The organism is Nocardia sp. No.11 (assembly GCF_038752175.1).
GTDB lineage: Bacteria > Actinomycetota > Actinomycetes > Mycobacteriales > Mycobacteriaceae > Nocardia > Nocardia canadensis.
Genome location: NZ_JBCGFB010000020.1, coordinates 18,611 through 32,224, shown reverse-complemented (window position 1 = coordinate 32,224; position 13,614 = coordinate 18,611). Strand labels below are relative to the sequence as shown.

Annotated in this window: 13 protein-coding genes and 1 other RNA gene; 1 reads left to right on the top strand and 13 read right to left on the bottom strand. The window is 67.4% G+C overall.

The features are described 5' to 3' along the window. Nucleotides 1-8: 8 nt before the first annotated feature. The 4 genes from V8688_RS09195 to ssrA form a co-directional block, all read right to left on the bottom strand. Nucleotides 9-2,324, bottom strand: a complete 2,316-nt coding sequence (locus V8688_RS09195) for a hypothetical protein (protein ID WP_342800613.1) — start codon at nucleotides 2,322-2,324, stop codon at nucleotides 9-11. Continuing rightward, a complete protein-coding gene (locus V8688_RS09190; RefSeq protein WP_342800612.1) occupies nucleotides 2,321-2,629 on the bottom strand; it encodes a hypothetical protein in 309 nt (102 codons plus the stop codon). Before V8688_RS09190 ends, V8688_RS09195 begins: the two co-directional genes overlap by 4 nt. Before the next feature lie 564 nt (nucleotides 2,630-3,193). After that, nucleotides 3,194-3,829: a hypothetical protein gene (locus V8688_RS09185; protein WP_342800611.1), complete on the bottom strand. Its 636-nt coding sequence runs from the start codon at nucleotides 3,827-3,829 to the stop codon at nucleotides 3,194-3,196. Nucleotides 3,830-3,950: 121 nt separating this feature from the next. Further along, nucleotides 3,951-4,322, bottom strand: a transfer-messenger RNA (tmRNA) gene (gene ssrA, locus V8688_RS09180). 225 nt (nucleotides 4,323-4,547) lie between these two features. On the opposite strand from ssrA, the gene V8688_RS09175 reads away from it, so the two are divergent. Beyond that, on the top strand, nucleotides 4,548-5,840 hold the full coding sequence (locus V8688_RS09175; protein WP_255587475.1) for an ABC transporter substrate-binding protein: 1,293 nt from the start codon (nucleotides 4,548-4,550) through the stop codon (nucleotides 5,838-5,840). Nucleotides 5,841-5,845: 5 nt separating this feature from the next. On the opposite strand, the gene V8688_RS09170 is transcribed toward V8688_RS09175, so the two are convergent. From V8688_RS09170 to V8688_RS09130, 9 genes are all read right to left on the bottom strand, one after another. Next, the gene (locus V8688_RS09170) at nucleotides 5,846-6,709 is read right to left on the bottom strand and encodes an EamA family transporter (RefSeq protein WP_218717619.1); all 864 of its coding nucleotides are present in this window, start codon (nucleotides 6,707-6,709) and stop codon (nucleotides 5,846-5,848) included. Then, entirely contained in the window at nucleotides 6,706-7,179 is a 474-nt protein-coding gene (gene smpB / locus V8688_RS09165) for an SsrA-binding protein SmpB (RefSeq protein ID WP_110036321.1), read from the bottom strand. Before smpB ends, V8688_RS09170 begins: the two co-directional genes overlap by 4 nt. A 55-nt stretch (nucleotides 7,180-7,234) precedes the next feature. Further along, nucleotides 7,235-8,179 carry an acyl-ACP desaturase gene (locus tag V8688_RS09160; RefSeq protein WP_342800610.1) on the bottom strand — a complete coding sequence of 315 codons (945 nt, stop codon included), beginning with the start codon at nucleotides 8,177-8,179 and terminating at the stop codon, nucleotides 7,235-7,237. Between the two features lie 125 nt (nucleotides 8,180-8,304). Then, entirely contained in the window at nucleotides 8,305-8,904 is a 600-nt protein-coding gene (locus tag V8688_RS09155) for a YdcF family protein (RefSeq protein WP_342800609.1), read from the bottom strand. Nucleotides 8,905-9,127: 223 nt separating this feature from the next. After that, on the bottom strand, nucleotides 9,128-9,364 hold the full coding sequence (locus tag V8688_RS09150; protein ID WP_218717622.1) for a hypothetical protein: 237 nt from the start codon (nucleotides 9,362-9,364) through the stop codon (nucleotides 9,128-9,130). A gap of 51 nt (nucleotides 9,365-9,415) precedes the next feature. Next, nucleotides 9,416-11,203 (bottom strand): DNA helicase RecQ, encoded by a 1,788-nt coding sequence (gene recQ / locus V8688_RS09145; RefSeq protein ID WP_316576353.1) that lies wholly within the window; start codon nucleotides 11,201-11,203, stop codon nucleotides 9,416-9,418. 284 nt (nucleotides 11,204-11,487) lie between these two features. Beyond that, nucleotides 11,488-12,273: a histidinol-phosphatase gene (hisN, locus tag V8688_RS09140; protein WP_342800608.1), complete on the bottom strand. Its 786-nt coding sequence runs from the start codon at nucleotides 12,271-12,273 to the stop codon at nucleotides 11,488-11,490. A 133-nt stretch (nucleotides 12,274-12,406) separates the two neighbouring features. After that, on the bottom strand, nucleotides 12,407-12,997 hold the full coding sequence (locus V8688_RS09135; RefSeq protein WP_218717625.1) for an NAD(P)H-dependent oxidoreductase: 591 nt from the start codon (nucleotides 12,995-12,997) through the stop codon (nucleotides 12,407-12,409). A 200-nt stretch (nucleotides 12,998-13,197) separates the two neighbouring features. Next, nucleotides 13,198-13,584, bottom strand: a complete 387-nt coding sequence (locus V8688_RS09130; protein WP_342800607.1) for a hypothetical protein — start codon at nucleotides 13,582-13,584, stop codon at nucleotides 13,198-13,200. Between the last annotated feature and the right edge of the window lie 30 nt (nucleotides 13,585-13,614).

Below are 13,614 nucleotides of genomic sequence, written 5' to 3'. Positions count from 1 at the left end.
TATCCGGTTCATCGGACCGACCCCAATCCTTGGCCGTATTGGATGTGATAGTCCTGCAAGTGGTCATGGAATATTCCGCCACGGTGGTTGTTCAGCACATTCGTCAGGTTGCCATTGACCGTGTGATGGTCGCCGCCCTTGGCTGCGAGAAGTTCGTCGTAGCTTTTCAATGTGCCATCGCCGTTGAACATGTAATTGTATGTCGGGCTATGGTCGAGCGCCCCGTGGGATTGGAGCGCTTGCGCGATCTGATAATTCTGACGCGAGGCGTCGTAGGTGTCGTAGCTGACGGTCGTCGCCGGAGTGTCGGGCGGCAGATACACGCCGACGATACTGTTCTTGGCAACGGTGTTGTAAGCATCAACCGCTGGCGCCCACACATCTTTGACGACTGGCGTATATTTCATTCCGGTACTCAGTGCAGACTTTATTCCGTCATAGGCCTCACCCTTGTTGGCGAAGCTGTTGGCACCGTGCGCTTTTGCGTCTTTTCCTCGCTCTTCGGCTTCGGCCGTGAGACCCTGGTCGATCAGCCCCCGGATCACCCCAGCGCGACTGGCGAGCTCGCCATTCGGTTCCTCCGGATTGGCGACTGCCGAATTGGCCCACGCCTGCTGCAGTTCCGACGTTGTCATGAATGCCTGGGCATTGAAATAGGTCGCCGCGTCCTTGTCGGTATCCATGACCGTGAAGACACTCAGAGCTTTGGAGTGATCGTCGTCAGTACCCCAGTAGAAGTTGCGAGTTGCCGTCTTATCGTCAGCAACCCCGGCCATATCAGCGATATACGGACTGAGCGCCGAGGCGATTCCTTGTGTTGCGCGCGGGTTTGTGGCACCGATCGATTCCGAATACGCGCCGTTGACGTTGAGTAGTTCGTCCTTGTGGCCCGCGACGTAGTTGGCCAAACCGGACGCCGCCGCACCGGCGCGATCGGCAACGGCCGTGTCGGGCGACGTGGCGTCGCCCTCTATCCAGCTGAGCATGTCTTGGACTGCGGCACCGTCATCCTTGCTGTACTCGTTCGTCAGCAGCGGGCCGAAAATGTCTTCTCGCTTACCCGGGTCAGCCAGCACCTCGGTGACGGCGATCTTGTCTTCCCCGGCCGTTTCGACCATCGACTGGACAAGATCACTCACGAGACCGTCTTCGGTTTCTCTGGTGACGTTGTGCCCACTCTTGTCAACGAGATCACCGGCAGTATTGAGGAGCTCGCGGTTGATGTCGCTGCCAGGCGCAGTCATCTTGTCGCCGAGCGCCAGCATCGACGTAACCTGCTTGAGCTCGCCACCGTCGATGTTCGAGTGGTGGGTGCGGTTGCCATCTCGAAGTGAGTAGTCACGGGTCAAGACGTTGGAGATCCCGGACGGGATCTGGTTGAGGCCGCCTTGCAGTTGCATCGGGATCCCGGTGGGGCCGATACCGGTGGCACCGACGTTGGGGTTGGCCAGCGTATTGAGTCCATTGACCACGCTCGCGGCATGCACGGTATCGCCGCCGGTGCTCATCTGCTCGGTCATCCAGACCAACCCGTCCTTACCTGCGGTGTTGTAGAACGAATGCAGGTAGGCGAACTGGGCCTCGGTCAGATCGACCTTCTTGCCGGAGTTGATATCCGCGATGTCCTGTGCCGTGAGTCCGGCCTCGGCGAGGCGATCTGCGATGAGCCGCATCTGAGCCGGAGTCGCATTGCGGTCGGCGACAAGCAGACCGTCCTGCACTCCGGTGTTGCCGGAGTCGATGGTGTCCATCGTCCAGGACCCGAGCCCTGCCTCACCCGCGGCTTTCTGCACCATGTCGAGCAGTTCCTGCCCGGCAGCCTGGGCCAGAGCGAGGTCTTCAGCGTTGAATTGGTTGACCAGACCTTTCACCCTGGTCGATGCCTCGACCGCGTAGGTGGCGAGCTGCTCAGCGCTCATCGGGATCGTCTGTCCGGGCGCAGCGCCAGGAATGTCTTTCTTACCCGCCGGGACGGTCACCGTGCCGTCGTCGGCGACATCGAAGCCTTGCCGCAGATAGTCGTCGGCCGCCTTGACCGCGGCCGAGCAGTAGCCATCCATCGCCGAGCCGTGCTTGCGGTAGGCCGCGGCGATGTCGTCGAGTTCGCCGATCAAGGTGTTGCCGGCCACCCGCTCGCCGAGCGCTCGCTGGTTCGCCGCTGTCGCCGCAGCTCCTTTCCAGTTGTCCTGGCTGGCATCGACTTTGACGTACATGTCGTTCATGTGCGTGCTGAACGTAGCGACGAGCGCGTCGATCGCACCGGCCACAGCGTGTGTAGTGGCTTCGGGATGGAAGCCGCGCATGGCGGCCAGACCGACGGTCACGAGTACACGCCTTCCCCAAGATTGCCCAGCAGACCGGCGAACGCCTTGTCGGCTTCCTCGTAGTTCATGCAGCACCTGATTGCCGCGCCGCCCATCGCATTGATCCGCGAGGCGACCGAGGTCAGGGCCGTCTTGACCTGATCACTGGCTGCTGCCGAAACAGCTGCGGTCGCTGTGCCTTTCAGATCGTCGACCCCGACCCGAAAGGGTTCCTTGGTGTCCATTCCCTCGACGGCAGCACCGACGCGCGATAGCTCCATACCGAGTGTGATGAGCACTTCTTTGTTGACATCCAGACCGGTCATAACTCCTGGCCCCTCCCTGATTCAGCAACTCGCTACATGACGTGTCATGCGGTGCTGCTTCTAGCTCACCGGTGGCAGTGCGGCTTCTACGGCTCGGGCTGCCTCTTCGCGCGTCTTACTCAGCACTGCTGTCACGCTCCCCGCCTGCCATCCCGCCAGCCTCCGCCGTCATCACACCCATTCACTTCGTAGGACGCATCTCGGCCCGGATCGGTTCCCCCATCTTCAGAAAGTCGGCGGACCATGGTGGACGGGCGAATGATGCTCCGTCCGCCGATTGCTAAGGGTTGTCCCGTAAGTCCGGGAGAGCTACGTCAGACCCAGTACCCCGTGTCCGCGCTAGGCAGTGTCCTCAAAGCCACATGACCCAGCGTGGCCAGATCCAGCATGCCGTGGAACGAGAGGGACTGCTCCAGGACCCCTACTACGCGGGATGGGTCATCGTCGACGAACAGCTCCGACCGGGTAGGCCGACGCTATCGTCACCCAAGAATTGTTCGATCGGGTTCAGGATGTCCGAGACGTGCGAAGCCGCCGCGGGCAGCGGGATCGCGTGCTTCAGCACTATCTCGAGGGCGACCTGTCTGTGGTCGCTGTCGAGGCGACGGCAGGACCTCGCGATTCATCTACACCGAAGCTCGTGGGCGCAATGGCAAGCGGTACAGCTACTTCTTGTGCCGGGGTCGCCAGGAAGGCGTGTGCGATTTGCCTCACCTCCCCGCTGATCGCGTCGAAGATGCCATCGTCGAGCACTACGGGACGCTCCGCATCCCAGAGGGGTTCCAGACGACGGCGCGTGAGCTCCTCGGCCAGGTCATGACAGACGAACAGGCCAGCGTCCGTCAGATGCACAGCAGTATGACCAAGCAGCTCAAAGACCTCGACGCCAAGGAAGAGCGACTGCTCGACCTGGCCGCCGACGGCACGCTGCCACAAACCAAGATCAAAGATCGCCTGCGGAAGATTCACGCCGATCGGGCGGCTGTCGAAGCCGGTCTCACCGCGACGAACGCTGAACTCGCTGTTGGGGTGGAGATCCTCGAACGAGGGCTCGACCTCCTGGCCGATCCGTGGGATCTGTACCGAACCCGCACCGATGAGGTACGACGCCACCTCAACAGGGCGTTCTTCGAACGCCTCTACCTCGACATCGACGGGGTCGTCGCCGACGAGCTGCAGCAACCATTCGCCGACCTTCATACTGTGGCCGGAGCCAGGATGACCTGCGGAAATCCTTCGATACGACCAGCGCCCAGGAACGGGAAAAGCGGCCCTACTCTCGGCGGGGTCCTTTCGGACCCCGTTTCGAGTAAGACCGCTCTTGTGGAGCTGCCGGGAATCGAACCCGGGTCCTCCGCCGCGTCTTCAGGGCTTCTCCGTGTGCAGTTCGCTAGGTCTCTGCTCGGATCTCCGAGTCTCGCGAACAAGCCCGGATGACGATCCCAGTCGCTGTTGGATGTCCCGTCCGACTCCGCGACCGAGCCGAACGGTAATTCCCTCTAGCTGATGCCAGGGTCCGGGTCGAGGGACGAACCCGGTCTGACAGAGACGACCTGCTACTTAGGCAGCGAGGGCGTACTCGCGCTGATTGGAATCGGCGCTTAATTGGTTGCAACGACGCTTACGGTGGTCTCTTGCCTGCACCGACACGCTTCCCCTGAATCAACGTACGCAGTCGAAACCGTTCAGCCCCGTACGTGCCCGCACCGTGCGGGCTAGTCATGTTAACACTGCCGTCGCCGGGAATCTTCCCGATATTTCTGCCAGCGCGCGGTGTCGCCGATGTGACTCGTCAGCGAACCACACTTATTCGCACCGCCGATCCGGGGAGATGCGCCGGTCGACCGGGGTACTGTTCTCGATCGGCTGGACCGGGACGCGCGAGATCCCGTGTGCGGCTGGAACAAGGAGTTACCTCATGGCATTCACCAGCCGGCTGCGCCGGTCGGCCGCCGTGCCCGTCGTGGCCGGCCTCCTCCTCGCCGCGGCGTGCTCCGCCGGCGATTCGACCGCCGGGCCGGGAGTCACCAGCGCACCGTGTCCCGGATCGACGCACAAGGACCGGGGGTGCATCTACCTCGGTGTCCTGTCGGATCTGGCGAACGGCCCGTTCTCCGCCCTCGGCTCGTCGATGAACGAGGGCCAGCTGGCGTTCTGGAACCAGGTGAACCAGGCGGGCGGCATCGGCGGCTACGACATCGACATCACCACCAACGCCCGCAATACCTCCCTCGACCCACGCACGCATCGCACCGCCTACGCCGAGATCGAGCCGCACGTGCTCGCGTTGGCGATGAGCTTCGGCACCGCCCAGACCATCGCGATGCTCAATCAGATGGACACCGACGACATGGTCAGCGTGGCGGCCACCCAGTGGTCGGGCTGGAACTATCGCAGCGCCGACCGCAATCTGGTGCTCAGCGCGGGCTATTCCTACTGCACGGAGGCGGTGACCGGCCTGGACTGGTTCACCCGCACCCACTACGCCCCGCGCAATATCGCCATCGTCGCCTACCGCGGCAATTACGGCGGCGACTACGCCAGCGGTGCGCTGAAGTGGGCGGTCGCCAACGGTGCCACCATCGCCGACCGGGTCGACACCGGCCCCAACGGCGAGGTCGGCAACCAGGACGGACCGGTCGAGGAGGTCCTGGCCGCCGATCCCGACCTGGTCCTGCTGGCCACCGGTCCCGCCGAGACCGCGGAGATCGTCGGCAAGCTGGTGAAGTCGGGCTACACCGGCCGCTTCCTCGGCTCGCTGCCGACCTGGAACGCCGCGCTGTTGCAGACCGCCGCGGCCCCCGCGCTGACGGCGCTCTACAACTACACGACCCCGGTCGACAGCTGGAACGGCGATAGCGTCGGCGCCCGGCACGCCCGCGCCGCCGTCGATCGCGCACCGGCGAACTTCGGCTATTCGCTGGGCTGGGCGATCTCCTATCCGCTCAAGGCCCTGCTCATCGCCGCGGCCGAAGAGGGCGAGCTGACCCGGGCCGGGTTGCGCCGCACGATCGAGGACCTGCGACCCGATGGCGAGGGCATGGTCGTCATCCATCCGGCGGGCGCGGTCCAACCCGATCTGAGCGGTGAGTGGACCTCGGTGTTCGAACCGGACAAGGCCGCGCCGATGGGCGCCAGGGCGATCGAGGTCGGCTATCAGGGCGAGACCCTGGGCAAGCTGGACCTGCACGAGCCCTGCACCCGGTTGTAGTGGCCTCAGCTCGCGGCGATCATGGCGACCGCCGCGAGCGCGAGCACCATGCCCACCTTCTGCGTCCCGCTGATCCGTTCGCCGAGCAGCACCATCGCCAGCAGCACGGTCGCGGCCGGATACAGCGAGCCGATCACGCTGACCACCGACAGCAGCGACCCGTGGAAGGCGTACAGCAGCGCCGCGTTGGCGATCACATCGAGGACGCCGACCGCCAGCGCCAGCCGCAAGGGTTCCCCGCGCAGGCCGCGGAACTGGCCCGCGGCCAGCGCGGAGGTCCACACGACGGCCGTCGCGGCGGCGCGCTGACCGAGCAATGGCCACAGCCCGGCGCTCGCGCTGGTCTCGTGCAGGAAGAAGAACGCGAAGCCGAACGCGGCGCCCGAGCCGACGGTGAGCAGCGCGACCCGACGGGTGAAACGCAGTTCCCGGCCGCCGATGATCTCCTCGGTCGTCTCGTCCGGCGCTTCCCGGCTGACCAGCACCACCGCGACCAGCGCGAGCGCGATTCCCGCGATCGCGGCGGGCCCCGGTCGCTCGCCGAGGAAGAACCCGGCGATCACCGGGATGCCGGCGACCAGCACCGCGGTCACCGGCGACACCACCGACATCGGACCGTCGGCGAGCGCGGCGTAGAACCACCACACCGCCAGTCCGCTGGCCACGCCCGCGGCCAGGCCCCACAGCATCGATGCCGCGTCCGCGTGCCCACCGACCAACGGCGCGATCAGCAGGACCAGCAGCACCGACCACGGGTAGGACACGACGACCACCCGCAACGCGGTGACCCGCCGGGCGGCGATCCCGCCGAAGAAATCGCTGACTCCGTACCCCGCCGCCGCCACGAGGGCGAGCAGGACGGAGATCAACGCATGCCTTTGACCCGCCGACCGATCTCGCGCGTGACCTCACGCTCGGCCTGCCTGCGGGCGAGGTCCTGACGCTTGTCGTAGTCCTGCTTGCCCTTGGCGAGCGCGAGCTCGACCTTCACCTTGCCGTCGGAGAAGTACATCGACAGCGGCACCAGCGTCTGGTTGCCCTCCCTGGACTTGCCGACCAGGTGCTCGATCTCGCGCTTGTGCAGCAGCAGCTTGCGGGTGCGCCGCGGCGAATGGTTGGTCCACGTGCCGTGGCTGAACTCCGGAATGTGCAGGCCGCGCAGCCAGACCTCGCCGTTGTCGACGGTCGCGAAGGCGTCGACGAGAGACGCCTTGCCTTCGCGCAAGCTCTTGACTTCGGTGCCGACCAGCGCGATCCCCGCCTCATAGGTGTCGAGGATCGTGTAGTTGTGCCGCGCCCGGCGGTTGGTCGCGATGACCTTCCTGCCCTTTTCCTTCATAACGGTCAACTCTAAGTGACCGCGCCAGCCGTTTATTCCAAGGTCCGTCCCACCCTCAGCTCGCCGCGCGCTCGAGGGCGCGGGCCAGGGCTCGGTCGCGTTGTTCCTCGAATCGGGTCGCCTTGGCCTCGAGGTCGAGCAGGTAGGCGTGCAGCTCGTCGCGGGCGCGTTCGCCCTCGTCGCCGAGATCGGTGCGGTCGAAGACCTTCCAGGTGCGCAGCACCGGCTCGAGCACGACGTCGAGGTGCTGGCGCAGGTCGTAGACGCCGTGCTTGGCCAGCATGACCGCGTTGCGACGGAAGTTCGGCTGGTTGAGGCCGGGCATCTGGAAGCGCACGACGACGTCGGTGATGGCGCGCATCGTCGCGTCGGGGGTGAGGTCGAGGGCGGCCGCGCACAGCTTGCGGTAGAAGATCATGTGCAGGTTCTCGTCGGTCGCGATGCGCGCGAGCATGCGGTCGGCGATCGGGTCGTCGCACAGCCTGCCGGTGTTGCGGTGGCTGATCCTGGTCGCCAGTTCCTGAAAGGTGACGTAGGCGACGCCCTTGAGGAACTGCGAACCCTTCTCCGGCTTGGCGATGCCGGCGGTCATGTGCGCCATCCTGGCTTCCTCGAGCGCGACCGGGTCGACCGCGCGGGTCACCACCAGGTAGTCGCGCATGACGATGCCGTGGCGGTTCTCCTCGGCGGTCCAGCGCCCGATCCAGGTGCCCCAGGCGTTGTCGAAGCCGAAGGTGTCGGCGAGCTCGCGGTGGTAGGAGGGCAGGTTGTCCTCGGTGAGCAGGTTGGTGATCATGGCCGCCTTGGCCACCTCGCTGAGTCGCGACTGCTCCGGGTCCCAGTCGATCCCACCCATCGCAGCGAAGTTGCGGCCCTCGTCCCACGGCACGTAGTCGTGCGGGTGCCAGTCCTTGGCCTTGGCCAAGTGGTCGTTCAGGTTCGCTTCGGCGGTCGGTTCGAGCTCGGCCAGGATGTCGCTGTCGGAGAGCTGGAGCGTCAAGATGTCACCTCGGAGTTGGCGGGCGGGAAAGGCGGACCCCCTGCGCCCACCATGCTGTGTGGACGCGTCCGCGGCGGTCACATGACGAAACACTGTGTTCGCTCACAGGAACCGACCCGTCCGGGCTAGGCGGGCGGTAGTGCCGGACCGAACTGATCGATACGCAGGGGCAGGGCGGGCCACGGGGTGCGGTCGGGGGTCAGCTCGCCGACGACCAGCACGCCCGCGGCGTCGAAGGCGGCCCTGGCCCGGTCGAGGTGGTCACCCGAGGTCACCAGCACCGCGGCGCGCAGCTGGTGCTCGGCCATCAGCGCCGGCGTGAAGCGGGCATTGGCCACGGTCGAATCGGCCTGCGGCTCACGCAGGATCCGCGCCGGGTCGATGCCCGCCGCCACCAGCCAATCGGCCATCGCGTCCGCCTCGCTCAGCCCGGCCCGTGGATTGCCGCCCGTAACGATGATCGGCGACCACGGCGCGAACACCGCCTGCACGAGGCCGGCCCGTAACCGCCGGACCAGTTCCGGGCGCACGGTGCCCTCTGGCGTCAGGCCGTAGCCCAGGATCACCACGGCGGTGTCCTCGCCGTAGGTGCCGGGCAGCGACGGCGTCAGAAGGCGGGGCAGGTCTCGCACGCCGATCGGCGACGAGGGCTCCGCGCTGCCCGATGGTGCTGCCGCACAGACGATTCCGGTCGCGGTCAGGACCGCGCACACCCCTCGCGTCACCCAGGTCACCCACACCGTTCCCGTCGCCTCCTCGGGCCGGGACCGATCGCCGCGATCGGTCGAGGAGGCCTACAGTGCGCCGGGAAGCGGGCCGCAGGCAGGGCTATGACCTGCGGCTACCACAGGTCACAGCGCTCGGCGTCATCCACTGGTCCGCAGCATCGCAAACATTCCGGAACCGCTCGGGTACCGAAACGCCGTGGGCGGGCGCGTGGATGAGAGGTCAGCCGCCGGGGCGCAGGGCCAGATAGAGCGCCAGCGCCGAGGCGAAGAGGAGGAGCAGCGCGACGGTCGACCAGCGCGGCCTGCCCCGGTGGACCACCGGCTGGTGACCGCCGAGCAGGCTCGGCGCGACGACCGGGTCGATGTGCCGGTGCGGCAGCGGCGGCAGCGGAGCGTCGGCGCCGCCCGAGCTCGTGCCGCCCGACGAGTCGCTGTCGGAGCCTTCACCGTTCGCCATGGCTCGACAGTATCGCGCGCCACCCCGGTTCGTCGCGCGTTCCTTTTCCGCTCACTGTTCGGCGAGCGCGGCCAGCACCCCCTCGCCGTAGCGGGCCAGTTTGTTCTCGCCGACGCCGCCGACGGTACCGAGTTCGGCGAGCGAACCCGGTTTGCGCGCAACGATTTCGCGCAGTGTCGCGTCGTGGAAGACCACGTAGGCGGGCACGCCCTGCTCCTTGGCGGTGGCTGCGCGCCAGGCCCGCAGCCGCTCGAACAGCGGCAGATCGGTCGCGGGCAGATCGACGGCCGCCTTGGCCGATTTCGCGCTGCGCGCGGGCCGGGCGGCGCGTTCGGGCTCGCGGCGCATCGGCACCTTCTTACCCTCGAACAGCACCTCGTTGCTGGCGTCGGTGAGGGTGAGCACGCCGTACTCCCCCCGCACCGCGAGCAGTCCGCCGGCGAGCAACTGCCGCGTCACGCCCCGCCATTCGGTGTCGCGCAGGTCGGTGCCGATCCCGAACACCGACAGCTCGTTGTGCCGGTGCTGGGTGATCTTCGGATTCGTCTTGCCCAGCAGGATGTCGATCAGGTGGCCCGCGCCGAAGGCCTGTCCGCGTTCCCGCTCGAGCCGCAGCACCGTGGAGAGCAGCTTCTGTGCCGGGACCGTGCCGTCCCAGGTCTCCGGCGGGTTCAGGCACACATCGCAGTTGCCGCAGGGTTGGCCGGGCTGCCCGAAATAGTTCAGCAGCCGCACGCGACGGCAGCCCACCGTCTCGCACAGCGCGAGCATGGCGTCCAGATGCAGTTGCAGCTGTCTGCGGTGCGCGGCGTCGCCTTCGCTCGAGTCGATCATCTTGCGCTGCTGAACGACATCGGCGAGGCCGTAGACCATCCACGCGGTCGACGGCTGGCCGTCGCGGCCGGCGCGACCGGTCTCCTGGTAGTAGCCCTCCACCGACTTGGGCAGGTCCAGATGGGCGACGAACCGCACGTCGGGCTTGTCGATGCCCATGCCGAAGGCGATGGTGGCCACCACGATCAGGCCGTCCTCCCGCAGGAACCTGGCCTGGTTCTCGGCGCGGGTCCGGTTGTCCAGGCCCGCGTGATAGGGCACCGCGCGCACGCCGTTCTCGTTGAGCATCGCGGCGGTCTTCTCCACCGAATTGCGCGACAGGCAGTAGACGATGCCCGCGTCGCCGGCGTGCTCGGCGCGGATGAAGTCGAGCAGCTGCCGGTCGGCGCGGTTCTTCGACTCGATCCGGTACTGGATGTTGGGGCGGTCGAAGCTGGAGACGAACTGCTTCGCCGCACCCAGGTCGAGCCGCTCGACGATCTCGGCGCGGGTCTTCTCGGTGGCGGTCGCGGTGAGCGCGATGCGCGGGACATCGGGCCAGCGCTCGTGCAGCAGCGACAGCGCGAGATAGTCGGGCCGGAAGTCGTGGCCCCACTGCGACACGCAGTGCGCCTCGTCGATCGCGAACAGCGCCACCGTGCCGCGGTCGAGCAGCCGCAGCGTGGACTCCAGGCGCAAGCGTTCGGGCGCGAGATAGAGCAGGTCGAGATCACCGGCGACGAACTGCGCCTCCACCGTGCGCCGCTGATCCGGGGACTGGGTGGAGTTGAGGAACCCGGCCCGCACGCCGAGCGCGCTGAGCGCGTCGACCTGGTCCTGCATGAGCGCGATCAACGGGGAGACGACCACGCCGACGCCGGGCCGCACCAGCGACGGCACCTGGTAGCACAGCGATTTACCGCCACCGGTCGGCATCAGGACCAGCGCGTCACCGCCGCCGACGACCTGCTCGACGATGGCGGCCTGGTCGCCGCGGAAGGCGTCGTAGCCGAAGACCCGGCGCAGGACCTCCTCGGCGGTCTCCGGGCGAGCGGGGGCCGCCGCGCGGCCGGGCGTGGCCGGAGCGAGGTCGTCGAAGTGGAAGCCGCCGGTGTCGTCGAAATCGTGCTCGGAGACATAGCCACCGTCGGACGGGTACGCGTCGTCGGGCGGGAAGTCGTCGACATCGGGGGCCGTGGCGCCGGAATTGCTCACCGGGCCATCCTACGAGCGTGGGCCGGGACCGCAGCCCGTCCGCCGGGCCCGACGACGTGGTTCACCGGCCCCCGCTCACATGTGGATAACCCCGATCAGCCGCGCAAACGGGCGAGGACCTCGTCCTGGAGCAGGCCGTTGCTGGCCACCGCGTCGCCGCCGTGCGGACCGGATCGGCCGTCCAGGGAGGTGAACGCGCCACCTGCCTCACGGACCAGGATGTCGAGCGCGGCCAGGTCCCACAGCGACACCTCCGGCTCGGTGGCGATGTCGACCGCACCCTCGGCGACCAGGCAGTAGTTGAAGAAATCGCCGTAGCCGCGAACCCGCCAGACCGCGTCGGTGAGATCGATGAATCGCTCCCGCAGCCCGCGCTCGTGCCAGCCCGACAGGCTGGAGAAGGCCAGACTGGCCGAGTCGAGAGCGCCCACCGCCGACACGGTGATCGGCTTCGGCGCGCCGGGGTGCACCTGCGCCCACGCGCCCGAGCCCGCGGCCGCCCACCAGCGCCTGCCCAGCGCGGGCGCGCTGACCACGCCGACCACCGGCACACCGTCGACGAGCAGCGCGATCAGGCTGGCCCAGACCGGCACGCCACGAACGAAGTTCTTGGTGCCGTCGATCGGGTCGACCACCCACTGCCTGCCGGTGAACTCCGCGTCGCCGCCGAATTCCTCGCCGAGCACGGCGTCGTCGGGGCGTTCGGCGGCGAGCACGCGCCGGATGACCTGCTCGACCGCCAGGTCGGCATCCGAGACCGGCGTCAGGTCCGGCTTCGAGTCGACCTTCAGATCGACGGCGCCGAAACGCACCCGCGAGATCGCGTCGGCCTCGTCGGCCAGTCGGAGGGCAAGGTCCAGGTCAGCGGAGTAGGCAGCCACACAGCCAGTGTATTTGGGTGCGCGGCGGCTCCCGACGCCGCGGCCCGCGGACGTGCCGCTCGGCCGTGAGCACGCGTGCTCACGGTGGCCGCCGGGTGCGCAGCGCGGCCCCACCGCTGGGCCGAGCACACGCTCAGGCCGCGACCTGCGCCGCCCGCGCCGCGACCAGAGCGCTCGCCCACCAGTGCACCTGATCGAGCAGCGCCTGCGCCGCGGCCTCGAACTCCTGCGGCTCCCGCAGCCGCCCGTCCTCGTCGAAGAGCAGGTAGTAGCGCGGGAAGGACACGTAGTTGCGCACGGTGTGGGCGTTGAGCTCGTTGAACACCTGGCGCAGGTGCTCGATCGCCAGCAGTCCGCCGGAGCCACCGCTGTAGCCGACGAAGCCGATCGTCTTGGCGTCCCACTGGGTGTAGTGCCAGTCGATGGCCGACTTCAGCGCGGCCGGGTAGCTGCGGTTGTAGTCGGGCGTGACGACGACATAGGCGTCGGCGGCGGCCAGCCGTTCGGTGAACTCGGCCATTCCCGCCGGACGCGGCATGTCGGGGTCCACCGCGGGCGGCACCGGCGGCAGCGCGGCGGGCAACTCGGCCTCGGCCAGGTCGATGATGTCGACGTCGAAGCGGTCGTCGACCTGCTGGGCGAACCAGCGCGCGACCACCGGCCCGAACCGGCCCTCGCGGACGCTGCCGATGATGATCGCGAGCTTCAGTGGCTGTGTGGACACCGTGTTCTCCTCTGTCGTCTGCTCGGCCCGATCGGCCGGTGTGTCCACCGTCGCCGTTCGCGACGCTGTCAGGGAGACCACGCTGAGAGTGGTAGTGGCACGGCCACTCTCCGGCCTACGCGAGTGGGTGAGCCCCGCTTCCCCGGACACAGCTGTGCCCCCTCCGTCGGAACGGAGGGGGCACAGGGCGTGACGTCGACCTACTCCCGGGCGTCGGGTCCGTCGCCGGTGCCGTCGAGCGGGTCACCGTCGCGCTGCTCGTAGCGCATCTGAGCCTCGTAGAAGTCGAAGGCGTCGTGCTGCCGGGGTGGCGTGCCGGGAGCGTAGCGCCGCCGCTCCTCCCACCGGCGGACGAAGTAGTCCACCACCGCGTCGATGCGGCGGCGGCCCCAGGGCATCACCAGCATCTGGTAGAAGCCGAACAGGCATTGTCCGGTCAACATCACGACGAGCACATCCAGCACGGACGGCAGATGTGTCACGTGGCCGAAGTCGAATTCGGCGATGCCGTAATAGATCACGATCGCTGCCGAAATGCCGTAGCGCTGTACGAATGTCTTGAAAGCCGCTGGTCCTGTGGTGTACACGCTCTCTCCGTTGTGGTCGTTCCCTTCGGC